Annotated in this window: 19 protein-coding genes and 1 tRNA gene; 10 read left to right on the top strand and 10 right to left on the bottom strand. The window is 43.4% G+C overall.

Annotation, left to right across the window (positions count from 1 at the left end; translation table 11 throughout):
• Positions 1-45 precede the first annotated feature (45 nt).
• Genes ACNURT_RS19170 through ACNURT_RS19160 form a run of 3 tightly spaced genes read right to left on the bottom strand, consistent with a single transcriptional unit; the run spans position 46 to position 1,254 of the window.
• Positions 46-210, bottom strand: a complete 165-nt coding sequence (locus ACNURT_RS19170) for a ribbon-helix-helix domain-containing protein (protein WP_419699097.1) — start codon at positions 208-210, stop codon at positions 46-48.
• A gap of 1 nt (position 211) precedes the next feature.
• Entirely contained in the window at positions 212-391 is a 180-nt protein-coding gene (locus ACNURT_RS19165) for a hypothetical protein (protein ID WP_419699096.1), read from the bottom strand.
• Between the two features lie 2 nt (positions 392-393).
• Positions 394-1,254 (bottom strand): SPFH domain-containing protein, encoded by an 861-nt coding sequence (locus ACNURT_RS19160; protein WP_370995462.1) that lies wholly within the window; start codon positions 1,252-1,254, stop codon positions 394-396.
• Positions 1,255-1,477: 223 nt separating this feature from the next.
• Here ACNURT_RS19160 and ACNURT_RS19155 point away from each other — a divergent pair, with 223 nt between their 5' ends.
• The 9 genes from ACNURT_RS19155 to mobC all read left to right on the top strand — a co-directional run bounded on the left by ACNURT_RS19155 (position 1,478) and on the right by mobC (position 9,839).
• On the top strand, positions 1,478-3,547 hold the full coding sequence (locus ACNURT_RS19155) for an HD family phosphohydrolase (protein ID WP_419699095.1): 2,070 nt from the start codon (positions 1,478-1,480) through the stop codon (positions 3,545-3,547).
• 82 nt (positions 3,548-3,629) lie between these two features.
• Positions 3,630-3,716 (top strand) — tRNA-Ser (locus ACNURT_RS19150).
• A gap of 251 nt (positions 3,717-3,967) precedes the next feature.
• Positions 3,968-5,248 carry a site-specific integrase gene (locus ACNURT_RS19145; protein ID WP_419699094.1) on the top strand — a complete coding sequence of 427 codons (1,281 nt, stop codon included), beginning with the start codon at positions 3,968-3,970 and terminating at the stop codon, positions 5,246-5,248.
• Between the two features lie 3 nt (positions 5,249-5,251).
• A complete protein-coding gene (locus ACNURT_RS19140) occupies positions 5,252-5,383 on the top strand; it encodes a hypothetical protein (protein WP_419702148.1) in 132 nt (43 codons plus the stop codon).
• Positions 5,340-5,603 carry a helix-turn-helix domain-containing protein gene (locus tag ACNURT_RS19135; protein ID WP_419699093.1) on the top strand — a complete coding sequence of 88 codons (264 nt, stop codon included), beginning with the start codon at positions 5,340-5,342 and terminating at the stop codon, positions 5,601-5,603. Before ACNURT_RS19140 ends, ACNURT_RS19135 begins: the two co-directional genes overlap by 44 nt.
• Complete coding sequence (locus tag ACNURT_RS19130) at positions 5,600-5,896, top strand: hypothetical protein (protein WP_419699092.1); 297 nt, start codon at positions 5,600-5,602, stop codon at positions 5,894-5,896. The genes ACNURT_RS19135 and ACNURT_RS19130 overlap by 4 nt, the downstream gene beginning before the upstream one ends.
• Positions 5,897-6,036: 140 nt before the next feature.
• Positions 6,037-6,447 carry a mobilization protein gene (locus ACNURT_RS19125; protein ID WP_419699091.1) on the top strand — a complete coding sequence of 137 codons (411 nt, stop codon included), beginning with the start codon at positions 6,037-6,039 and terminating at the stop codon, positions 6,445-6,447.
• Complete coding sequence (locus tag ACNURT_RS19120) at positions 6,429-7,712, top strand: relaxase/mobilization nuclease domain-containing protein (protein ID WP_419699090.1); 1,284 nt, start codon at positions 6,429-6,431, stop codon at positions 7,710-7,712. The genes ACNURT_RS19125 and ACNURT_RS19120 overlap by 19 nt, the downstream gene beginning before the upstream one ends.
• 18 nt (positions 7,713-7,730) lie before the next feature.
• Positions 7,731-9,839, top strand: coding sequence for a conjugal transfer protein MobC (gene mobC, locus ACNURT_RS19115; RefSeq protein WP_419699089.1), 2,109 nt, complete (start codon positions 7,731-7,733; stop codon positions 9,837-9,839).
• Between the two features lie 309 nt (positions 9,840-10,148).
• On the opposite strand, the gene ACNURT_RS19110 is transcribed toward mobC, so the two are convergent.
• From ACNURT_RS19110 to istA, 3 genes are all read right to left on the bottom strand, one after another.
• Positions 10,149-11,552, bottom strand: a complete 1,404-nt coding sequence (locus tag ACNURT_RS19110) for an IS630 family transposase (RefSeq protein ID WP_419699088.1) — start codon at positions 11,550-11,552, stop codon at positions 10,149-10,151.
• Between the two features lie 216 nt (positions 11,553-11,768).
• The gene (gene istB / locus ACNURT_RS19105; RefSeq protein WP_128533444.1) at positions 11,769-12,515 is read right to left on the bottom strand and encodes an IS21-like element helper ATPase IstB; all 747 of its coding nucleotides are present in this window, start codon (positions 12,513-12,515) and stop codon (positions 11,769-11,771) included.
• 19 nt (positions 12,516-12,534) lie between these two features.
• Positions 12,535-14,064: an IS21 family transposase gene (istA, locus tag ACNURT_RS19100; protein WP_419699087.1), complete on the bottom strand. Its 1,530-nt coding sequence runs from the start codon at positions 14,062-14,064 to the stop codon at positions 12,535-12,537.
• Between the two features lie 68 nt (positions 14,065-14,132).
• On the opposite strand from istA, the gene ACNURT_RS19095 reads away from it, so the two are divergent.
• A complete protein-coding gene (locus tag ACNURT_RS19095) occupies positions 14,133-14,834 on the top strand; it encodes an NUMOD1 domain-containing DNA-binding protein (RefSeq protein ID WP_419699086.1) in 702 nt (233 codons plus the stop codon).
• 232 nt (positions 14,835-15,066) lie between these two features.
• Here ACNURT_RS19095 and ACNURT_RS19090 read toward each other — a convergent pair whose 3' ends face one another.
• The 4 genes from ACNURT_RS19090 to ACNURT_RS19075 form a co-directional block, all read right to left on the bottom strand.
• Positions 15,067-15,267: a hypothetical protein gene (locus ACNURT_RS19090; protein WP_419699085.1), complete on the bottom strand. Its 201-nt coding sequence runs from the start codon at positions 15,265-15,267 to the stop codon at positions 15,067-15,069.
• A gap of 144 nt (positions 15,268-15,411) precedes the next feature.
• Positions 15,412-15,750 (bottom strand): hypothetical protein, encoded by a 339-nt coding sequence (locus ACNURT_RS19085; RefSeq protein ID WP_419699084.1) that lies wholly within the window; start codon positions 15,748-15,750, stop codon positions 15,412-15,414.
• A 14-nt stretch (positions 15,751-15,764) separates the two neighbouring features.
• Positions 15,765-19,334 (bottom strand): DUF6443 domain-containing protein, encoded by a 3,570-nt coding sequence (locus ACNURT_RS19080; RefSeq protein WP_419699083.1) that lies wholly within the window; start codon positions 19,332-19,334, stop codon positions 15,765-15,767.
• A gap of 31 nt (positions 19,335-19,365) precedes the next feature.
• A complete protein-coding gene (locus ACNURT_RS19075; protein WP_419699082.1) occupies positions 19,366-23,016 on the bottom strand; it encodes a hypothetical protein in 3,651 nt (1,216 codons plus the stop codon).

The following is a 23,016-nucleotide window of genomic DNA, read 5'->3' as shown; positions in this document are numbered from 1 at the left end:
TCAAAAGTCCTTGCTCTTTGTTCCCAAAATCCTTGTTCCAAAATATTATTCCTTCTTTTTCTTCGCGGTTTTTTTGCGGGTAAGCAAGGCCTGTTGCAGCAGGTATTCGATCTGGCCATTGGTGCTCCGGAATTCCTCGGCGGCCCAGGTCTCTATTTCCTTCAGCACCTCCGGATTAATACGTAATATAAATGCCTTTTTTTCTGCCATATCACCTCCATGTTCCTCTCATCAAGGCAAAGTCTGTAAGTTTTAGTAAAGTAGTTCTTGTTTGTTTTATCAGTAATAAATTTACGCCATCGGTCAATTCAAACCATGGCCTGAAGAAACCGTGCCTGATGACCGACAATTCGTTTGTTTTTAGCAGGTCAAAACTTCTGTACTGATTCATTATCAATGATATAAAGTTCCGGTATTAACCACCGGGTTAACGGCCTTGTCGCCGCATAACACCACCAGTAAGTTGCTTACCATGGCAGCCTTGCGTTCTTCGTCCAGCTCCACGATGTTTTTTTCTGATAGTTTGTTCAGCGCCATTTCAACCATACCTACGGCGCCTTCCACAATTAGTTTACGGGCGGCTATAATGGCCGATGCCTGCTGAACCTGCAGCATAGAGTGCGCTATCTCCGGTGCATAGGCCAGGTGCGATATACGGGCTTCCAGTACTTCTATACCGGCACGGGCTAATCTTTCGTTCAGTTCCTGTTCCAGCATCTGGCTTACCTGTTCGGCACCGCCACGTAGGGTGATGTTGGCTGTTTCGTCTTCCAGGTTATCATAAGGGAAAGAATTGGCCAGATGACGCACCGCGGCCTCGCTCTGAATATTTACATATTGTATATAGTTTTCAACCGCGAATACGGCTGCAGCAGTATCCTTGATCTGCCATACAATAACGGCGGCAATTTCAATGGGATTACCAATGCTATCATTCACTTTAAGCTGCTGCCCGTTGAGGTTAAATGCCCTTAATGATACTTTCTTTTTTGCTGTAAGCGGATTAACCCAAAAAAAGCCGTCTTTTTTTACAGTGCCGGTATACTGACCAAAAAGCGTGAGCACTTTTGATTCGTTGGGATTTATAACGATCATACCCGGAAGTACAAAAAATATATCGGCCGCAAGAAGGATTGATGCGAAAAGAAATCCCATGTCAGAAGAAAAGAGAATAGCAGAAACAACTAATATTACCACAAATAACGCCAACGCGGTGAAGCCTGATGGCGGGTTAATTACTTTTTCGGTTTGCATGATAAAGATGATTTTAAATTGATATCATAAAGATATCAAATTTAAAATGATAAATGCAAATGAAAAGAGTCAAGAGGTAAGAATCAAGAGTCAAGACCAGAGGTGGATTGCGAATAATATTAAGCTATGAATATGTTTTTTATCTTGACTATTGGCTCTTGATTCTTGACTCTTACCACATATAACAGAAACTTATATTATTTTTGAGCGGTTAATTAAATAAATGGCAAAACTATCTACTTCGCGCCAAAAGGCTTTATTGCGTAAATACTCGCGCAACGTTAAGTTTTTAATGATGTTGCTGAGCATTAGCATCATTGTGTTTTTTTTACCCAAGCAGGCTAAATTTGGCTATGAATATGAAAAGGGGCGGATCTGGAACCAGAAAGACCTGGTATCACCTTATAACTTCGCCATCCTGAAAACCCAGCAGGAGATCAAGAACGATCAGAAAGCAGCCAAAGAAAGTATTACCCCCATTTATCAGCTGGATGCCGCGGTGGAAAACCAGCAATTGGAAGGTTTTAAAAGCGATATCGAAATTAAATGGCATAATGCGGGCATCAGCGACAGACTTAAACCCAAGTATATTTCAACCGGGACAGGTCTGCTGCAGGAAATATATGAAACCGGTGTTTTAAAGCTGAACCCGCAATACCAGGTAAATTCAGAAAATTATCCCATCACCGTTTTAAACAAAAACGTAGCCACAGCCAAAAACACCAATGAACTGTTTACCAAGGAAAAGGCCCTGGCTTATTGCGATAAGATCCTGAGCAAACATACCGATCTGGATAAGGCTTTTTTACTGGATATGCTGCAGAACAGGCTGCAAACCAATTTAAACTATGATAATAATCTTACCTCGCGACTTATTAATGAGGCTATAGATGGCTTGTCCATCACCCGCGGAATGGTGCAGAAAGGGGAGGTGATCGTTTACAAAGGTTCGGTTATTAATGATGATGTTTATCAAAAACTGGAATCATATAAACAGGCTTTTGAAGATAATGCCCGAACCAACGGTAACCGCAAACTGGTATTGTTGGGGCAGTTTTTCCTGGTAGGTATAGCCATATCCTTGCTGATGATATTCTTGCACCTTTTCCGTAAGGATATTTATGCCGATAACCGCCTGGTGAGTTTAATATTATTGGTCATGACAGCCATGCTGGCCACTTTATCGCTGGCCATTAAGCTGCAGTTTCCAACCAATTTGTATTATATACCGTACTGCATAGTACCTATCATTATCCGTATTTTGTTTGATACGCGTTTGGCGCTTAACATACATTTGCTGGTAGTGCTCATCGCCGGCTTTTTTGTGCCCAACAGCTTTGAGTTTGCTTATTATGAGATAACGGCCGGTATGGTATCTATCTATAGTATCAAAAACCTTATCCGGCGTGAGCAGTTCCTGATCTCGGCTGTCATTATCATTTTTACCTATTTTGTGGCCTTTTTAGGCATTACCTTTATACGCGAAGGTACTTTCCTGGATATCGACTGGATGGATTTTCTGCCATTTGTGGTGAGCGTGCTGCTTACCCTGCTGGCATATCCGCTTATTTATATTTTTGAAAAGATATTTGCCATTACCTCTGATATTACACTCATTGAGCTCACCAACACCAACGCGCCCTTACTGCGCGAACTGGCCTTTAATGCTCCGGGCACCTTTCAGCATTCGTTACAGGTAGCAAACCTTGCTGAGAATGCTATTTATACCATTGGCGGCAATGCTTTACTGGTAAGGGCAGGGGCCTTGTACCATGATATTGGCAAAATGGAGAACCCGCTGTTTTTTATCGAAAATCAAAGCTCGGGTTTTAACCCGCATGATAAGCTGCCTTATGAAGAGAGTGCCCAGATCATCATCAGGCACGTAAGCAAGGGTATTGAAATGGCGCGTAAGGCCAATCTGCCCGAGGTGATCATTGATTTTATACGTACCCACCATGGTAATACCCGGGTTGACTATTTTTACCAGTCGTCACTTAAAAATTTCCCCGAAAAATTCATCAACGAAAACATTTTCAGGTACCCGGGACCCATCCCTTTTACCAAAGAAGCAGGTGTTTTGATGCTGGCCGACTCGGTGGAGGCTGCTTCGCGCTCACTAAAAGAGCCCGACGAAGAGTCGATCAGTATTTTGGTAGATAGGATAGTGAAATACAAACTCGATCAGAACCAGCTGAAAGACAGTAATATAACATTAAAAGATATTGAAACCATCAAAACTATTTTTAAGCGGATGCTGATGAGTATTTATCATGTGCGAATAGATTATTAAAAATAGAACTTTTTTTTTGACGGGAAACTTGAATTACTATATTTGCAATCCCGAAAAACGGGGAACATATTGAAAAGAACACGGTGAGGTGCCTGAGAGGCCGAAAGGATCAGTTTGCTAAACTGACGTACGGGAAACTGTACCGAGGGTTCGAATCCCTCCCTCACCGCTGGTTACTTACTCAAAACACATCAGAAGCCTGTAAATCAAACGATTACAGGCTTTTGTTTTTTACCGGAACCAACAAAACTTGTCCGAATTCGCAAAGTTTTAGTGAGTTATTCGTGAGTCTTTTTTGCGTGAAAAAAAAGACTCACTGAAAACATTGTAATGAATTGATTTACAATATGTTTACCCACTAAACATCTTGACTTTTATTAGCTGCATTTCGATATTTATTCACTTTTAAAAACTATCGTTATGTTAGAAAAAAGTTTTGGACTATTGTTCTTCTTGAGAAGACCCAGGAATTACACAGACGGCCCCATGCCCCTTTACCTAAGAATCACGGTCGACGGTATCCCGAAAGAACTATCCGTCAAACGGTCGTGGCCTCCCTCCAGATGGGATGCCAAATCCAACCGCGCGTCTGGTACAAAAGAGGATGCCAAGCAACTCAATCATTACCTGGACGTGTTGCAAAACAAGGCCTACGATGTTCGGAAAGATTTAATTGACCGGGGAAAAGTAATCACCTCAACCGCCATTGTTGACAGATTAAGCGGCGAAGAACAACGCAAAAGAACCCTGTTATTTCTGTTTAAAAAACATAACAAAGAGATGGAAGAAATGATAGGCAAAGGTGTGGCAAAAGGCACCTGGACCAATTTCAACACATCCTACAGGCATACAGCCGCCTTTCTGAAATCGGAATATCAGGCAGATGATATCAACATCCTGTCGCTTGACCTGGAATTTATTAAAAAATTATATCACTGGTACCGGACTGTAAAGAGCCTCAACCACAACTCAACGCTTAAAAACATCGCCAATATGAAGAAGATCGTTCTTGACTGCGTTGATAACGGCTGGCTGGTGAAAGACCCGTTCATCAAGTTTGAAGGTACACGGGACGAAACGGAAACGATCTACCTTACAAAAGAAGAATTGCAAGCGATAGCTAATAAAGAAATCGACAGTGAAAGGCTTTCTCGGGTGCGGGACTTATTTATTTTTTGTTGTTTAACGGGTTTGTCTTTTATTGACGTGAAACAGTTAAAAAGGTCTGAAATTAACTTTGATGTTCAGGGAGAGCTGCGTATTTATAAAGGCCGCCAAAAAACCGGAACGCCATCCGTCATACCGCTTTTGCCATTAGCCAGAAAAATCCTAAACAAATACGCTAACGACCACGATTGTATCGCAAAGGATTTGCTATTACCTGTTTTAACCAATCAAAAATACAATGCTTACCTGAAAGAGATCGGAACAATAGCCCATGTAGATAAAGCATTAAGCTCAAAGATAGCGCGTAACACCTTCGCCACCACAGTAACATTGGCAAACAATGTGCCGATGGAATCGATCAGCAAAATGATGGGTCATAAAAGCTTGAGGCAAACCCAACATTATGCGAAAGTTTTGGCAATAAAAGTTAGTGAAGACATGAATTTGTTAAAGCGCAGAATGGACAGGAAAAAATTCATTTCCGACCACCAGATCATTGAATTGCCTGTAGAAAAGGCCCTTAATAAAAAATAACACATGATCCCTGTAGTTGCTGTTTTTTCGTTCGCAGCTACCGGTTCGCTTGCGAACCGACGTGAAAAACCCAAGCCACTTTTGCCTTATTATGGCAGTGGAGATTATAACGAAAGAGGACCTTCAGCTATTTAAAGCTGAATTGGTTTGCGAGATCAAACAGCTTCTTGCAAAGGACAACAGTAGGCAGGATGGAGAATGGCTAAGGAGCAGCCAGGTAATGAAAATACTTCCAATGTCGGCGAATACCCTTCAGGCGTTACGGATCAGCGGTAAACTGAACTTTACGAAAGTGGGCGGCATCTTTTATTATAAGCGGGAAGATGTCCGGCGAATGTTGGAGGGCAACTCATGAAACGCGACCTGGAAAATATCACCGGCTTTTTCCGGCAGGTACAGTCCGACAAACGGTTAAGGCCCGTACACCTCAGCCTTTGTATGGCTTTATGCACTTGCTGGCAATCGGGTAATTATCAAATGCCTTTCAGGGTTACCCGGAAAGGTTTAATGGAGTTGGCGAGGATTGGTTCGACCGCCACCTATCATAAGTGTATTAAAGAGTTGTTGGGTTTCGGCTATATCGATTATCGATCCGACTATAACTATTACAAAGGCAGCCAGGTTTCGCTAACATTAATCAAAGTTTAAACAAGACTTCAAAGGCGATATTCTGCAAGCGCCAGCTTGCAGCAAGATGGATTTTTGTCCACAAAAATCATCTTGCCGCCCTTATGGTCGGGACGATGCTCGGAACTCGCATCGTCTGGAAATCTTTTAAAATGTAACCTATGGCAAGAAAGAAAACAGCAGTTGAGGAGAGCCTTTTAACCTGCCCGGTCAGGACAAGGGTGACACAAACCACCTGGAATAAACTTAAAAAATTGCAGCAGGAAAGCGGTTGCCAAAGTATCGGTGAAGTGGCGCGGATGATATTAGCCAATGAACAGATCACCTGCTTTTATAAAGACGTGTCGCTGAATGCGCCCATGGAAGAAATGGCCCTGATCCGCAAAGAACTGAAAACCATAGGTATCAATATCAACCAGCAGACCAAATGGTTCCACCTGAGCAAATCCGATGCGCAGCGTGGTTTTTATGCGCTCAAAACCGCCCAATTATACCAGCAGGTCGGTGGTAAGGTTGAAGAATTGTTGGTTATCATTAACCGCTTAGCTGAAAAATGGTTGCACGTTTCGTGAACGGTAAAAGTATCCGGGGTATACTGCATTATAATGAAAACAAAGTTGCTGCGGGGGAGGCCAGTTTATTACTGGCCAGCGGTTTTGCCGGTGATATCGGGCAGTTCAACCTGCAGCAAAAACTGCAGCGCTTCGAGTGCTTGACCATGCTGAATACCCGGGTGAAGACCAACGCTGTGCACATCACGCTCAATTTTGATGAGCGGGATAAACTCAACAATGAGCGATTACAACAGATCAGTATATCCTATATGGAAAGGATTGGTTTTGGTGATCAGCCTTATTTAGTGTACAAACATACCGATGCCGCACATACTCATGTTCACATCGCCACTATCAATATCAAACAAGAGGGCAACCGCATTGACACGCATGGCATCGGTTGGAAATTATCCGAACCAGCTCGTATAGAACTGGAAAAGGAATATAATTTGGTACAAGCAAAGGGCAGGAAAAATAGCAACACTTTAACCATCAAGCCTGCTAATATTGAAAAAGCGATCTATGGTAAAATACCTACTAAACGGGCCATCACCAATATTGTAAATGCTGTAATTGGCACCTATAAGTTTACCTCGCTGGCTGAATTTAATGCCATACTCAAACAATTCAACGTCACAGCTGACCGTGGCGGCGAAAACACGCTCATGAGGGAAAAAGGCGGTTTGATCTACAGCCTTACCAATAACAAAGGCGAGCAGGTGGGTATTCCTATCAAGGCCAGCGCCATTTATAACAAACCTACTTTGGCCAATTTGCGAGCTGCGTTTGATAAGAATATGGAAAAACGTAAACAATATAAAGAGCCGCTGAAAGAAGCCATTGAAAAGGTATTTAAACAATACAGTACGATTACTAAAAATACTTTCATTGGCGAACTGCAAAAGCAAAACATCCATGTGGCATTACGCAGCAATGACCAAGGCTATATCTACGGCATTACCTATATCGACAATCAAAATAAAACAGTGTTCAATGGCAGCGATTTAGGAAAAGCATATAGCGCTAAGGCCATATTGCAAAGATTGAGCACAACGGATAAAAGGTTAAAATCCGAATTAAAAATTGAAAATCAACCAAGGCTGAGGCGTAATCAGCAAAGCGCAAAGCAACAAGCCCTAATTTACCTTAAACCGCCACAACAAACGAACTATCTATCACTGGCATTAGCTAAATATCAGCCGGAAGCTGCACCAATCCGGCCACGGAAAAAGAGAAAGAGAAAGTCGAAAGATCAGGAACAAGATCAAGGATTGGATTTATAAAGACCAGAAAGGATTATCATGCACACGGGGGAAGATATACAGGGACTGCGCAAGATTGTGGATTTTACAAGGCTCATCAGTGTTTTTATACTGGCCATACATTTTTATATCTGCTGTTACCAGGCATTCGCGCAGTGGCACTGGACGGCAAATATTATCGACCGTATCATCGGTAATATTGTAAAAATGGGCTTATTTAATAACTGGTGGAAGCCCAAACTGGCCGCATTACTTTGTCTGGCTATTTCATTGGTTGGGGTCAAAGGCAAAAAAGATGAAAAAATTAATTATAAAAGCATAACCGCCTACCTGTTCAGCGGGATACTCATCTATTGGATTAGCATCTTATGCTTTTACCTACACATGGATGTTGTGCTGATTGCCATAGTCTATATGGCACTAACTGGTGTTGGCTATTTATTAATGGTTACAGGCGGTACCTGGTTGTCCCGGGTGCTCAAAGAAAAACTGCATAAAGATATTTTCAACAGCGAAAATGAAACCTTCCCGCAGGAAGAAAGGAAACTTGAAAATGAATATTCCATCAACCTACCGGCCAAATACAATCTCAGAGGTAAAGTAAGGAACAGTTGGATCAACTTTATTAACCCCCTTCGTGGGTTATTAGTGGCAGGTACACCCGGCGCCGGCAAGTCTTATTTTGTTATTCGGCATATCATCGACCAGCATATCAAAAAAGGGTTTTCGATGTTCCTCTATGACTTTAAGTTTGATGATCTTTCCGTTTTGGCTTATAATGCGCTGCTAAAATACCAGGCTAATTACAAAATAAAACCCGCCTTTTGGGTCATTGATTTTGATAAGATATATCACCGCTGCAATCCACTCGATCCGGAAAGCATGGATGATATCACTGATGCGACTGAAGCATCAAGAACCATCATGTTAGGCTTAAATAGGGAATGGATAAAGAAACAAGGCGACTTCTTTGTCGAAAGCCCGATCAATTTCTTAACGGCGGTGATCTGGTATTTACGTAAATACCGGGATGGGAAATATTGTACCCTGCCGCATGTGATCGAATTGATGCAGGCGGATTACGACCGCTTATTTGCCGTATTATTAAAGGAACCGGAAATTACGGCGCTGATCAATCCTTTTATTTCCGCTTATAACCAGGGCGCCAAGCAGCAACTGGAGGGACAAATCGCCAGCGCGAAGATCGGGTTGGCGCGATTGGCTTCCCCGAAACTCTATTATGTATTATCCGGCGATGATTTTAAGTTGGATTTAAACAATTCTGACAGCCCGAAAATTATTTGTATGGGTAATAATCCGCAAAAACAGCAGATCTATGGCGCGGTATTGTCCCTCTATGTTTCCAGAATGATCAAACTGGTCAACCAGAAAGATAAGTTGAAAAGCAGCCTGGTCTTTGATGAATTTCCGACGATCTATGTCGGGGGCGCTTCCGGTGTGGACGGGCTTTTAGCCACTGCGAGGAGCAATCGCGTAGCCGTGACGCTGGCTGTTCAGAATTTCGAGCAATTGAAAAAGGATTATGGTGCCGAACAGGCAGATGTGATTACCAGTATCGTGGGTAATATCATCAGCGGGCAGGCTACCGGAGGAACCGCAAAGAAACTATCTGAGAATTTCGGCAAGATCTTGCAGGATAAGAACAGCATGACCATCAACAGCAGTGATGTCTCTATAGCCAAAGCTACGGCCTTGGATTATGCGATACCGGCATCGAAAATTGCGGGGTTATCATCCGGTGAATTTGTTGGTATGGTGGCGGATAATCCCGACCAGGAAATTGAATTAAAAATGTTCCATAGCCGAATTCAAAATGATCACGAAGCTATTGCAAAAGAACAGGCAAATTATAAACCGATTCCGGAGGTGGAGTTTGTCAGCGAGGAAACGATACAGGAAACCTATGCACAGATCAAGACAGATATTGACGAATTGTTTAAAAGCGAATTGGCTACGCTGGAGGAGGGAAAACCGGACAACGGTAAACAAAATATGGCTACTTCAAAAAGCGACGGCAACCCGCTTAGCCGCAGGCAGCAAAGGCGGCAGAGAAAACTGGGCCGCCGAAATGAGCGGGCCAATTCGCGTAAGTTGAAAAATGAGGGTAATAACAAAGCGTGGTCATAACCTGAATAGTCTGGGAGGTTTGACAAGGCGATTCTATGCGATGTGGAGCACCGATTTGTGTTATCACTTTTAGGGGATTGCAATTATTAATCAATGAATTAATATGATCAAAGTGTCGCGGAACAAACGGTTCATTATTTCCACACATGGTGATCAATGGCTCTGGAATGTCCAAGCTGATTTAGGTTTGATGAGCAAATTACCATTTCTTGGCGGGCATTTCAGGTGGGGACAGATTTATAAGGATTAGCTATAAAAGCAAAGCATCATATCCATCCACACCTATCTTGTTGCCCATTGTGTCATTTATTACCGTGCTCTCGGATGTTTGCAGTTTTGCACTTCGTCAAAAGTCGGCTTGACCACTTCTTTCCCCCATATTTTATTACCCGCCCTTTTGGGATGCTCCTGAAAGTAAATATTCCGGTCCTGGAAATATAAGTCAATTGCTTTTTTACAAGCTTCTGTATTTGGATAATCACTATTATGAAGTACCGATTTGGCTAAACCGCTAAATACCGATTCGATGACATTTAAGAACTGTGCGGTAATTGGGAGCGGGGCGATCTCTATCAGGGGAGTATGGTGCATTAAACGATAAGACTTGGCATTTATAATCTTCAGCTCTACCCTCAATTGTTTGGAAGAATGCCAGCTCGCAGCATCCCACGATAAATAGAGTTTGTCACAGTTTGTATATTGCTGCATGAGCATATAAATGAGTTTAATCATTTCTGCGGAATCTTTTCTCGGAGAGTAAAAGTGAGTGACCTGGTTGCTGGAAAGTTCAAGGGCCGCGGTGAGGATTAGAAAACCCCTGCTTTTTTGAAACTCTGGGATTATCTTAATCTCATCCTTATTAATTAGAGCCGTTCCTCCCTTTAACTTGATCGAGAGCGGCCCCATTTCATCTATAGAAAAGAACCTTTCCCGTTTCCCAAGATGAGAAAGGATTTTCTTGATATGATCTAGTTTTTCTCGGAATTTTGGGTCTGGACTGGTCAGCGCTACTCTCGCTTTTTTAAACTGAAACCCATTTTTATGGATGTAGATAGAAACGGTGGACATAGTCATGGGCTTTCCATATTGACGAAGATAAGCTATGGAAAGATCCCTCAATGACCAGGAGGTCCGGTAAAAGCCATGCAGGGCTGGCGTTTCATGGAGCAATTTCATCAAATTATTCTGCTTTTCCTTCATCTGTTCCACCCATGGCTCGCTCGTGCACGCTTTACGGATCAAACCTGTGGTGCCATCTTTTTTAAATTTATCGATCCAGGTCAGCACGCATTTCAAGCCTACTTCTACTTTTTCTGATAGCTGTTTCAGGTTCAACCCTTCATAAGAACCCTGTATGATGACAGCTTTTGCCCATTTTTCACGTTCGTTGGAGTTTCGCCACTCCTGCAGAATATCAGCGTCTTCCGGAGAAACAACTCTTACGCCTTTATGTGCATGAAGGCAGATGTTGTTATCCCGTCGCCACTTTAAAAAGTTTGTCATGAAGCCTTGAAAAGCATAACCCTCAGGTCGAATAGCGTGATAGGCCTCCCACATGGGTTGATTCTCGATCTTTGGATAGGGATTTGCAGCAACAAGTTGTGGGAGAATATCTATAAGGTCAAAGTATCGTTTACTTGGTTGGCGTTTGGCCTGGCTCAGTTTTGGATAGAAATCAGGCACACCGATCTTGCTGGGATAGTTTTTTTCCAACTCCTTTAAATAGCGGGTGTATCTCCGGAGAGTATTATTGCATATGCCCAGCCTTTCACATAATCTAGCTTTGTTGAAATTACCTCTTAAGTGTATGTTATGGAGATGTTGACCACCTGATTCCGGGCCAAACTGACCAGGCAATTAGCTGACGTGGGGCGTGCAGCAAACGCTATAAAAGCGTGTACAAAAATAGTTATTTAAAAGGTATTTTCATTAGTAGCTGGTTTCCGGTTCAACGTTACGTTTTCTTCTCATAGATTCTCCCTTTAGTTCGATGCGGTGCGCATCATGAACGATCCGGTCCAGGATCGCATCAGCAACCGTTTTTTCACCGATCACTTCAAACCATTTGCTTACCGGTAGCTGTGAGGTTATGATCAGCGAGGTCTTGCCGTGCCGGTCCTCGATCAGTTCCATTAGCGCAGCCCTGCTTTGTGCATCAAAAGGCTGGATACCGAAGTCATCCAGTATGAGCAGCTGTGTCCTTTCCAGTTTAGCGAGTTCCTTGATATAAGAGCCGTCTGCCTTAGCCATTTTCAGTTTAGCGAATAGCTTAGGGGTGCTGGCATAAAATACCCTGTAGCCCAGCATACAGGCCTGATAGCCGATAGCAGAAGCCACATAGCTTTTACCGATACCGGTGCTGCCGGTAACCAGTATGTTTTCATTGCGGTCAATGAAGGTACAGTCTGCCAGGCGCATGATCTGGTTGCGGTCGATACTTCGGTCGGCATGGTAATGAACGTCCTCCACAGAGGCTTTATAGCGGAACTTGGCATACTGTATCTGCCGTTCGATACGCCTGTTTTGCCGGTCGTCCCATTCTGCATCTACCAGGTGGGCCAGCAGTTCATCCGCTGTATAATCATTCGTTTTACCCGTTTCCATGCTGCTTTTGAAGGCATGGAACATGCCGAAGAACTTCATCTTCCGCAGTTTGTCTAGTGTACTTGTGTTCATGTTATTTGTTGTTTAATGGTTATTTGTAATAGTCTTTTCCCCGGATATTATCATGGTTAGGCATAGGCAACTCATCTGCAAACAGGCTTTCCTCGTAGCCATCCATCTTGTTCTCCAGGATGGTTTGTATCGTTTTATAGTTATGAATACCATAGCTGAGCGCACGCTGGCAGGCCATCGTTAACCGTTCGTTACCTGCTTTCTTGGCGAAGCCAAGTACACCCAGGCAGGACTTGTAGGCCTGCTCCGGGTGTTGCTTCCGGTCAAGGATCTTCAGGATATACAGCCTCACATCCTCATGGATGGATGCGGCCCAATCCAGGAACTTATCAGGTGTCCAGTCAGTTACAAAGCGGTGTGTAGTGGCCATGTGGTCTTTATCGGTTGTATAGCCGTAAGGGTTCTTTGCCCGCTTATGCAAAGCGATACGTTCATAGTTGGAGTAGATCTCCACGATAGTGCGGGAATACAATAGCTTTACCCGCTTGCCGATGAAGCGGTAAGGCACACTGTAATAGTGTTTATCAGGGCCAAGATTGACATGGCCGTTCTTGATCACCTTAGCGTAGAAGTGCTTTTTGAACTGGTAAAGCAGGACAGGCAGCGGCATCAGGGTATGCCGTTCGATCTCTTCAAACTGTAGCCTGCGGCTATAGTTACGTCCTTTGAGCAACTGGCTGTTATGGGTTTCCAACGCTTCCCATATACCTGTATTCAGCTCTTTTAAAGAGTGATAGGTAACCCGGTTGATAGGCGCGTAGATCTTGGTATAAATGATCTTAACAGCACCTTCTACCAGTGCTTTATCACGCGGGCGGTACGCCCGCGCCGGTAGTATGGTGGTACCGTAATGGTCTGCAAAGTCCTCAAACGTTTCGTTCAAAGTGGGTTCATAGCGACTGCTTTTGGTCACGGCTGCCTTCAGGTTATCGGGTACAATGGCGGCAGGAACGCCGCCGATAAAGTGCAGCGTATTCTCGCAAGCTGCAATAAAGTCTTCCTTTTGCTGGCTCGGAACCGCCTCTACATAGGTAAGCTGACTGGCTCCGAGGATAGCCACAAAGACCTCTACTGCAATAACTTCACCGGTATCCTTATCGGTATAGCTTAGCTTTTCGCCTGCAAAGTCCACATAAAGCTTATCACCGGCTTTGTGATCCATGTGCATGGTCGGGTTGACCCTGGCCTTCCATTGGTTGTAATAAAAGCAGAATTGGCTGTACTGGTAGCCGTCAGGGAACTCTTTGCGGTAGGATTCCCATAACATATACCGGTTGACACCGGTGCGTTTGAGTTCTTTATCTACTTGGGGAAAACAGCGCTGCATGGACTGCATACGGCTGGTGGGCGGGTGTTCTTTGCTTTTACCGAAGAGATCTTCGAGTTCCTTATCGTTAAGGGCATCGATCTCTTCAAAGGTAAAGCTGCTGGCTTTAAAGGCGGCCAGGTACTTCTTTACGGTATTCCGGGATGCATCAGTCTGGGCAGCGATGGTCATTATGGGCCGCTGCTGGCTGTACATCCTTAAAATCTTTCTAATCTTACTCATGCTGATCGTCGAATTGGCCATGTTTGGAGGTATATGTTGCCTCCAAAAGATGGTTGCTTCTACAGCATTTGCTACACGTTGAGGGTGGTCAGTTTGTCCCGGAATCCCCTGGTCAGTTTGCCCCGGAATTGGTGGTCAGCTTGCCCCGGAATCAGGTGGTCTGGTTCATCAGAATCTCCAGATCGTATCAAGCTTCCAATTGCGGAAGGGTCAAATCATTAGATCGTATCGTCCCTCATCCACGTTTGAAACAGCAGTTTGTAAAGGGCCGGATATTATCCCAGTCGGTTTCTAAAAACAAAAACATCAAAACCGGTGAACCGATGATTGACTTAAGGGTTTCCTTAAGTATCGAAGGCTTACCGCATTATTTTAATACCAGGCGGCTCATTTATAAAACGTTTATAGATCCGGGCTTAAATTATGTTAAAGATGGGCTTTATGTGATTAACATAGATAATGATGGTTATAATAACCGGCCCGGAAATCTAAAGCTTTGTTCAAAAAGTGAAAAGCAAAAACGGGCTGTTAACAGAGATCGTGTTCTACCGTATTTGAAAACCGCTGATCGTTCAAACTGGCCCAAAATCTACGGAGGATATTCTAGGAAGAAACCCGTTGCGCAGTATGACTTGAATGGAAATTTAATTCATAAATATTCAAGTGTTAGGGAAGCGTCTCGGCAGGTAAAGCTCGATGACAAAGCTATAATTGGTGTAGCGAAGGGGCTTTATAAACAATGGAATGGTTTTGTTTGGAGGTATGTTTAGGTGTAGCTTTTCCACATTTATTTTACTCCCTCTTCATACGATTATATGACCTCGAAAGTCTTCCCGAAGAAGAAAATAACGCATCTTCCATTATATGGATTTAGTGATACGTGATTATAAAGCTAAGAAAGCTTATTCAAAATAACTTGTATTTAACAAATCAAGCCCAACCATGGGTTGAGCTTAATTTGTTAAATAGTAAAGAAACTGGATAGGCCGTTGTCTTAAATTTTTATGGTATAGGATCGATATAGTATCCTTCGAAACCACCAAACAGAATAAAGTCCTGATCATTTTCTGAAATGTCCAATGAGGTTTCATCTTCTGGATCAAAGCTCACATAAAACAGCTCGTCTTTCTTAAGAAGCTTATAGGTCTCCACGTAGTAAAAGTTATCTATCCAACAACTCCCCAATGAGGGTAGAGAACACATCTTGTACGCCATAGATGGCCTTATTCAACATGCTAAGACTCGAATAGCTTATAAAAAGTAAAAGCCCAACGCGGAGTTGGGCTTACTGTTACTTATCAATTCTTGTTCACACACCATAGACGTGCGCCAGCAAAGGGTTTGAACTCACTCCAATAAAGGCGGTAGCTCCTCATAGTAGTCTTTCTTATACTTAGAGATTTCCACGCTACTCAGTCCAACACTATAGTCAAAAAGATTAAAATCAAACGTAATGGGAACTTCATCATCCAAGTATTGTTTGTGCTTCTTATATAACTCTTCCTCTATAAAATAGCCCATTGAGTCATCAAACAAAAACCTTTCATGTCTTACCTGGCTTCTAAAAAGCTCCTCAAGTTTTTTGTATGGTATATGAGATATGTTAATAAATCCAAAAACAAAATCTGCGCCTTTTAAAACGATCTCTAAGTAAACTTGGTAATAGTGTTTTTTATCTGTAGTCATAACTGTATAAAGTATTAAAGAAAAAATAGTGCTTCTATGATATATCCAACAACGGTACCTATTGTAAACCCTCCTGCTACAGGGGCTACCTTTCTGATAGTAGGACTTAAACCACCAGGCGAAGAAGGATTGTTTATAACAATAGGAGGATTATCCGGCTCTTCAGAACTAAAACGATTATAGGTTGGGCGGCGTCCTTTTACTTTACTATTGGGTATTTCATCACCTGTTTGAGGGTCTCTGGCGCCTTGATGTTCTCCTTGTTTATTATATACCTCAACCTCACCATGTTGAGAGTCCCATTCACCCCACCAACCTTTAGGTATAGTTTCGTCTTCATCTCCACCAGGATGTGTTTTTCCTAAATCCCAAGTATCCCTTGCTCCAGCTTTCCTTGGCAATAGTGGAGCACGGGATCCTTTGTCGTTAGTAAATCCAGGTAACCCCTTTTTCTTATACTCTTGAGGCACTGGATGGTGGTCGCCTTCCTTCTTTTTCTCTTTGCTCTTTTTATCAGGATCATCATCTCCCTTCTTATTCCCGCCATCATCGTTATCATTTTGACCCTTAAGCTGATTTAGAAACGAAGCAATTTCCTTTGGATCACTTGTGCCAACAGCAGCAAAACCATTTACCGTAGTTTCAGCCCACATCCCATCAGGATCAGTCATTTTAATCGGATTGTTTTTTCCGTAACTGTAAGGACTCCACCTTCTTCCCAGTTCCGCCAACGGATCGACACTTGTCCATCTCGCAATTACCGGATCATAGAACCGTGCGCCGTAATCGTATTGGTTCAGCTCATCCTGTAATTCCTTCTTATTGTAAAGATAATGATTTCTCAAACTCGGGATTGTTCCCCTGGGAACATTTAAGCCGAACGGATAATAGTCATCTTCACTCTTTTTGCCATTCGTCTGGTCAAACGTTATCCGGTTATTCCCCAGATGATCTGTCAGGGTATACTCGTAGTTCGGAGATGTGGTCGGGTTCAGCACCCGGCCTTCCTCCGTTTGTACAAAGTCAATCCCTGTTCCTGTGTATTGTATACCACCGATATATTCCGTTACCGTCGTACCCGAGATCTTCCGAAGTTTTTGACCGCTGGCGTCATAGGTATAGGTTAAACCTTTACTGGTGATCGTTTGCGGCAGGTTGAGCAGGTTATAGGTGATCGTATTGCCCTGGCCATCGCTGGTGGCATTGCCATTGGCATCATAGCCATAACTCCGTGTCACGCCACCGCTGACCGATTGTAACTGGTTACCGCTTCCATAGTTATAAGCCAGCGTACCCGCGTTTGGCCCCAAACGTGTCATCGTCTTGATATTGCCGTTGGCATCATAGGTTATACCGTTCTCACTAAAGGCCTCTACGGAGTTGCCCGCTATTAAACGGTTCAGCTGATCGTAATTATAGGTCACATACTTTAGCCCCGCGGTACCCTTGTTATACAGCTGTTCGGAGATATTGCCGTTATACTGCGAACTCACGTTGTGTGCCGGCACCGGCGTATTGTAATTCAGCGCCATGCTAAACAGCTTATCTGCCGCCGGGGCGATATTGGGATCGTTTACCTGTGAAAGCCAGCCCCGCTCGTTATACGCATAGCTGATATTCTGCAAAAACGAAGACCCGTTGTTGGTGCTATGCAGGTGTTTGGTCTTTAACTGCCCGATCTCGTTATAATCGGTCTGGTTTAACAGCACCGTCGTCCCGCCGTTGATCTGTTCTTTGGTCTGTGTTTTACGTCCCATGTGGTCATAGTAATACAGGTTGGCGATGGTCAATACCGGGCTTGTTGTATTGGTGGTGTTATAATGCTGACGTGTGGTAGAAGTGACGGCATTGGTAAAATCATATCCGGTGGTCACCACATCGTAATTATTGACATTGGGCGTGCCGCCACCCAGGTAGTGCTGCTTATAGGTTTGTATGTTACGACCAAACCCGTCATAATAGCTTACACCCCACAGCATATTGGTGCTCCCCAGTATATTTACCTTACTGGCGGTAAGCAAGCCCTTCGTTTGGGTACTGCCTCCGGATGGCATGGTGCTGAATTTGGCAGGGAACCCGGTGATATTGCTGAAACTATAGTCATCATAATAGTTGATGCTTAAATAACTGTTTAATACTGCCGGGTAGCTGCTGATGCTATAGCCCGTATTGGTATCGCCGGTATTGCGCGTATCCCACTGATTGGCATTATAAATATTGGTTTGTAGCTGGGATTGTTGTAAGGCTGAAGCATCAGTCCATAAACCGGTCATGATCACTCTTCCTAAAGCGTCATACTTGGTTACTGTCCATTGGTTGGTACCACGCTGAACCGCATCCTGGCTGAGCACCGGCTGATCCAGTTTGTTATAGACCATATATTCCCAGTCCCTGCCTGGCAACCTTTTCCGGCTTAACCGGTTGCGTTCGTCATATTGATACTGATAACACAGGTTATCCAGCACAGGTTGATTAGCTGTACTCGTGATCCCGGCATCAGCACCACTTAGTGGGGGGAGTACAAAGGCCAGGTTGCCCAGGTCATCGTACACATAATACGTAGACAGCATTTGCAGTGCTCCTCCGGTGTAATTAAACGTGCGTTTCAGCACCACATGGCCTTCCTTGTCTTTATATTCTTCCGTTGTGCCGCCACGACCACTTTTCCAGTTTTCGTCCTTGCTCACGGTTACGTACAGCTGACCAGCCGGGTAATAATTACCCGCGGTATTGCCGATGGTCAGCGTTCGGCTCTGGTTGCTGTTGATCGTCGCGTTATAAAGTGTTACCCGCATGCTTACGGATGTATCCGTTCCGCTAAAGGCGTTCAGGTTATTGGTGGTGTAAACTATTTTCTGGGTATGTCCCGTGGTATTCCCGGCAACAGGCTGCCAGGGTGTGCCCGGGGCACCTTGTTCTACCACCCGGTTCAAGGGCGAAGGTTCAAAATTGGTCTGGGCGAATGGCTGCGGGATCACCACGATACCGTTGCTTTGCTGTGTCCCGCTCGTACCGTTGCCTGTTGGGTTATAAAAACCATTGATCCCTGTGCTTAGCGCATCTGTTTTATAGCTGCCATCGGCGGTAGTGGCCGCATACGGGAGGTATTTCGTCGTTTCCCGGCCAAATTGATCATACGCAAAGGGCTGTACCACGTCTTTATTCAAAGGGCTGCCTTTGACCTGTACCGTTTGCAGTGGCCTGCCCAGTCCGTCAAAATACTGTACCGTCTGCATCAGTTCGCAGCTTGTCCTGTTCGCAAAATCTCCCGAGTTGGGCGTCGCGCCTACCGTTTGCATCCCCTCATGCCGTGGCATCGAGGTGACAATATAATTCTGGTTCTGGTTAAAACTGTTCGCCAATGGCTGGCAATCCGGGTTGGCGATATACAGGCTCAAACTGCTGCCTGGGGCTGCTGTAAAACTAAAATTGGGACTCAGTGTAATGCTGCTGTAACTAAAATACGAACCTGCCGCTGGTGTTCCCGTCATCGGGGCTGTTACCTGGATCGGTGTTTGCGCTTTTATGCTCAAGGCTGAAAGCATAATGCCAAAGGCCAAAAGTAATCTATCTATATACTTCATCGTGATAATGTCTTTAGGTTGATCCTTCGGTTTATTGGCCCTGGTAATGATAGTCCATATGTTTTACAATGTTCCCATCTTTATTCTTCACATTCATTAATCGAAGGAAATTATCATATTCGTATGTTGTCGTCTGGTTTTTGACATCCGTACTACTCGCCACCCCGACAATCGGCGAATAGGTATAAGTTACCATTTGTGCATCTGCCGGATAAATTTTGATATCATCATAGGCATCTCCACCTGTCAGTGTAAAAGTATTGGCTGTATATCCCTGTTCATTTTTGAGAAGCCATATACCGCCACTCCGATACCAATAACTAATAACATATGACCTGGCATTCGGTCGAATCCAATTCACAGCAAAAGTACTGCCTGTATAAAACTTGGTTCCTGTGTGGGCCACTCCGGTTGTTACACCCGTCGCTGTGCTTTCTTCAAATCCTTCATAATAGAACTCCGTGGATAATGCATTCTTACATTCAGCAATGGGATATTGTTTATTATAAGCCCATTGATACGCTATCGAAATCCCAAACGCTGTCTTATTTTCAATAGGATTCGCGCTCACATCATATTCAAAAGACTTGTTGGCTGTTGTAGGATAACGTGTATCCACCGAATAGCTGTTTGACGTACCCAGGTTGGGAAGTACACCCGATGCAGTTTGATTTGAAAACTTAAATTGACCTAAGGGTAAAGCAATATTGGATTCTAACTCCCAAAGCTTGTCCAAAAGCCCAACCTGTCCAGATGCCTTGTAATTGAATAATTGCCCATCCAAAATAGTAACAGTTGAATCAACGGTTTTATATTTTACTGTTTCTATAGGCTTGGTGATAATATTGGCAGCGTTCATATCTGCGATAAAACCCGCAGTATTGGTATAGTCCAGCGGATAAAGATTTTGAGAAGTGACCGTACTTCCGTCACTTTTAGTCAATACGCTTCTGTTGAGTTGCAAATGCGACAAGTTGTCAAAAAAATATTCAATTTTGCTGGTAACAGGATTTAAGCCAAACGAATCATAAACGGTTTCCTGTTTCCTAATAAGCTTATTGAATCTCGATGAAATAAAGTAATATTGAACAGCAAGCATTTCTGTGGCGCCAAAAGAATGCTCTCCGCTTTCGACTGTTCTGGTCATCGCCGCCTTTGCCGCCAATACATCAGTTGACGAATTGTATTCACTTGGAAACCCCTGATAATCATCTTTATAATCGTTTAATATTTCTTTAACCTTTATGAAGGTCCCAGCCTTATTTTGATAATCTATTTGTTGTGCTAACAACCCCCTGTCCCAATCCATGGAAATTGATGGAGCATAAGGAAAACTGGGAAAGGCCGTTCTTCCTTTGGTATTATAACAGGCAGTGGAGGTCAAAGCCACATTTCTATCAAAAGGGTTATAAACAAAGTCAGGAATGCTCTTATAAAAATATTCTGTTTTTCCATTGATGCCAAACGTTCCATTTATATCCTTACCCGTGTAGACAGTAACTTTTTTATAACCTACAACCCCGCCTTGCATGGTTGTCAATGGTGTATTGGAGAAAGAGTTATATACATCAAATATCACCCAATTTGTAGTGGCATCAGTGCAAGCGGCGCAATCCTGCACTTGGGTAAATTGATAAGTATATTGAGGCGCATATTGAATTTCCCCGGTGGACAAGCTATTGTCTGTATAATCATATTTTTTAACGATAGTCTGATTGGATGAAGGGTCATAATCATCAATTTCGGCTATCCGTAGCCCACCGACTTTTTTTGATCCTAACTGATATTGAGCTCCCGAAACCGTAAATGCGTAAATCCCATCAAAATTAGTTTCTCCTCCCTGAACTTCAGGACCAGTGGGGCTTCCTCTCCTGGCTTGTATCTGATAGGTTCCATTAGGCAATTCTATATTTGTCGTATAATTCGTACTGGCATATCCGATTGTTATCGCTCCTACGGACGATCCGGTGACATTCATATTGACTGGGCTTGCCGGGTTGCTAACATCATAAATATTCAAATAGACATAAGTAGACGGCTGTCCGTTGATATATGTTCCATTGGAACACATGGTAGTAGATAATGTCGGCCATTTCGTACTGGAAAAAGTTAGTTTCAACTTCGCTTTATGAGTTACCTCATCATTTATTGTAAAAGCCGGAGGTTTTCCGTTTACACACATCCCAAGGGAATAGGTTGAGTTTATTTTTGTGAAGTTATAAGGATATAATCCCGACTCGGTATCATTGAGTTCGTAATTAAAAGTGGAATAGCCCCCGGTTGGGTAAGTAATCCTATTCAACATACCAGCTTTTGCGAATGATTCAGAAGCACTCCTGATCGCACCGTCAACATATTCGCCCAAAGGGGTGATATGCTGGGGAATCAGGGTATTATTGGCTACTTCTCCATTATAGAACCCCCAATGATCTTGCGCTTTTGACGTTAACCGATTGGGTAACCATGTATTATTTTCATATTGAAATAAGTACGGTGCTTTAGCTTGTAACTCAGAGCCATCCAATTCCTGTACGCTTTTTAATGCTAACCTCAAGTAAGTTAATGCTGTCGTATTTGCGGCCGCATCAGCTAACGAACCAAATTCCACCATACTGTTAGTGGAAAAATAGTTATAGGTAAGCTTGAACGTCTTCAGCGTCTGCGAAGCATTTTTAATAACAATCTTATCAAGGACCTGCCCCCCTTGCAGGTCATGACGGTATTTGCCTGCCAGAAACTCAATGGAACCGTTAGGAAAACTGATCTTTCTTATTCTTTTTGCAGCAGAAATAACATAGTTTGTTAGGGAAGTATTATCATTTGGGTGCCAACTTATTCCAACTCCAGCAATTTCGTACTTGGTTTCCGAATCCGGTATGATATATGACATGTTATACGCGTCATAAGTAAAGGTTATCTTTTGGTCGGTTCCGCTACTTAAATATGGTAACCTGATCTCTTTTAAGTACCAGCTAGTGACATAGTTCTGCGAGCTACTTGATGATGTGGCACCTGGAATTGTGGTGGTAGATATGGTTTGAGCGGCTTCCTGTTCATCAAACAAGTAGATCAGGCCGTCCTCCGTGGTGATTTCCCAGCTAATAAAAGCAGTCATAGAGGGATTATTGGGATTCCGCTTAATTTTAATTTTGCTATAAGGTACGGTATGTGCATTCCCGGATTGATCAATGACAAATTTGCCTGAAACCCCGCCAAAATTGAAATAAAACATATCTGGTTCCAGGTCATTTGCCTGACCTTTCGCTGCCTTTTCGAAAAACTGATAACCGCCAGTGCCACTATCCGGGCATTCGGGTAAAATGCCATAAGGATGTGTCATAAAGCCTCCTTGCCCGTCATCGGGTAATCCTCTTACCGATCGAGTGATTACCCCGCCTGAATTTAAGGCCCACCCTGTACCCACCCAAGGCGATACCTCTGTAACTGCAATCCCTCCTGCATGATAACTTAAAGAAATTGGCACCTTAATATCTTTTAGTTCTATTTGCCATATTGGGATATCTATATTCGGGGTGCCATTGTACATACTTACCGGAAAGTCGCCAAACTTTCCTAACGAAGCAGCGTCAGGTGGTGGTGGGAGAATATGATTGTTTAGGGTTTGTGCAAAAAGATTTCCGTAAAAGCCGATTAGGATAAGAGCAGCAAAAACTTTTTTCAT

The sequence above is a fragment of the Mucilaginibacter sp. NFX135 genome, from assembly GCF_048565145.1.
In the GTDB taxonomy this organism is placed as follows: domain Bacteria; phylum Bacteroidota; class Bacteroidia; order Sphingobacteriales; family Sphingobacteriaceae; genus Mucilaginibacter.
This window is presented reverse-complemented; position numbering and strand designations above follow the sequence as displayed.

Bases quoted from the DNA above. Each gene is read 5' to 3' on its own strand.
- ACNURT_RS19160 (WP_370995462.1), bottom strand. From the start codon at position 1,254: ATGCAAACCGAAAAAGTAATTAACCCGCCATCAGGCTTCACCGCGTTG.
- ACNURT_RS19075 (WP_419699082.1), bottom strand. From the start codon at position 23,016: ATGAAAAAAGTTTTTGCTGCTCTTATCCTAATCGGCTTTTACGGAAAT.
- ACNURT_RS19140 (WP_419702148.1), top strand. From the start codon at position 5,252: ATGATCCCTGTAGTTGCTGTTTTTTCGTTCGCAGCTACCGGTTCGCTT.
- ACNURT_RS19165 (WP_419699096.1), bottom strand. From the start codon at position 391: ATGAATCAGTACAGAAGTTTTGACCTGCTAAAAACAAACGAATTGTCG.
- mobC (WP_419699089.1), top strand. From the start codon at position 7,731: ATGCACACGGGGGAAGATATACAGGGACTGCGCAAGATTGTGGATTTT.
- ACNURT_RS19155 (WP_419699095.1), top strand. From the start codon at position 1,478: ATGGCAAAACTATCTACTTCGCGCCAAAAGGCTTTATTGCGTAAATAC.
- istA (WP_419699087.1), bottom strand. From the start codon at position 14,064: ATGAGTAAGATTAGAAAGATTTTAAGGATGTACAGCCAGCAGCGGCCC.
- ACNURT_RS19090 (WP_419699085.1), bottom strand. From the start codon at position 15,267: ATGTGTTCTCTACCCTCATTGGGGAGTTGTTGGATAGATAACTTTTAC.
- ACNURT_RS19120 (WP_419699090.1), top strand. From the start codon at position 6,429: ATGGTTGCACGTTTCGTGAACGGTAAAAGTATCCGGGGTATACTGCAT.
- ACNURT_RS19170 (WP_419699097.1), bottom strand. From the start codon at position 210: ATGGCAGAAAAAAAGGCATTTATATTACGTATTAATCCGGAGGTGCTG.
- ACNURT_RS19125 (WP_419699091.1), top strand. From the start codon at position 6,037: ATGGCAAGAAAGAAAACAGCAGTTGAGGAGAGCCTTTTAACCTGCCCG.
- ACNURT_RS19085 (WP_419699084.1), bottom strand. From the start codon at position 15,750: ATGACTACAGATAAAAAACACTATTACCAAGTTTACTTAGAGATCGTT.
- ACNURT_RS19080 (WP_419699083.1), bottom strand. From the start codon at position 19,334: ATGAAGTATATAGATAGATTACTTTTGGCCTTTGGCATTATGCTTTCA.
- ACNURT_RS19145 (WP_419699094.1), top strand. From the start codon at position 3,968: ATGTTAGAAAAAAGTTTTGGACTATTGTTCTTCTTGAGAAGACCCAGG.
- ACNURT_RS19130 (WP_419699092.1), top strand. From the start codon at position 5,600: ATGAAACGCGACCTGGAAAATATCACCGGCTTTTTCCGGCAGGTACAG.
- istB (WP_128533444.1), bottom strand. From the start codon at position 12,515: ATGAACACAAGTACACTAGACAAACTGCGGAAGATGAAGTTCTTCGGC.
- ACNURT_RS19135 (WP_419699093.1), top strand. From the start codon at position 5,340: ATGGCAGTGGAGATTATAACGAAAGAGGACCTTCAGCTATTTAAAGCT.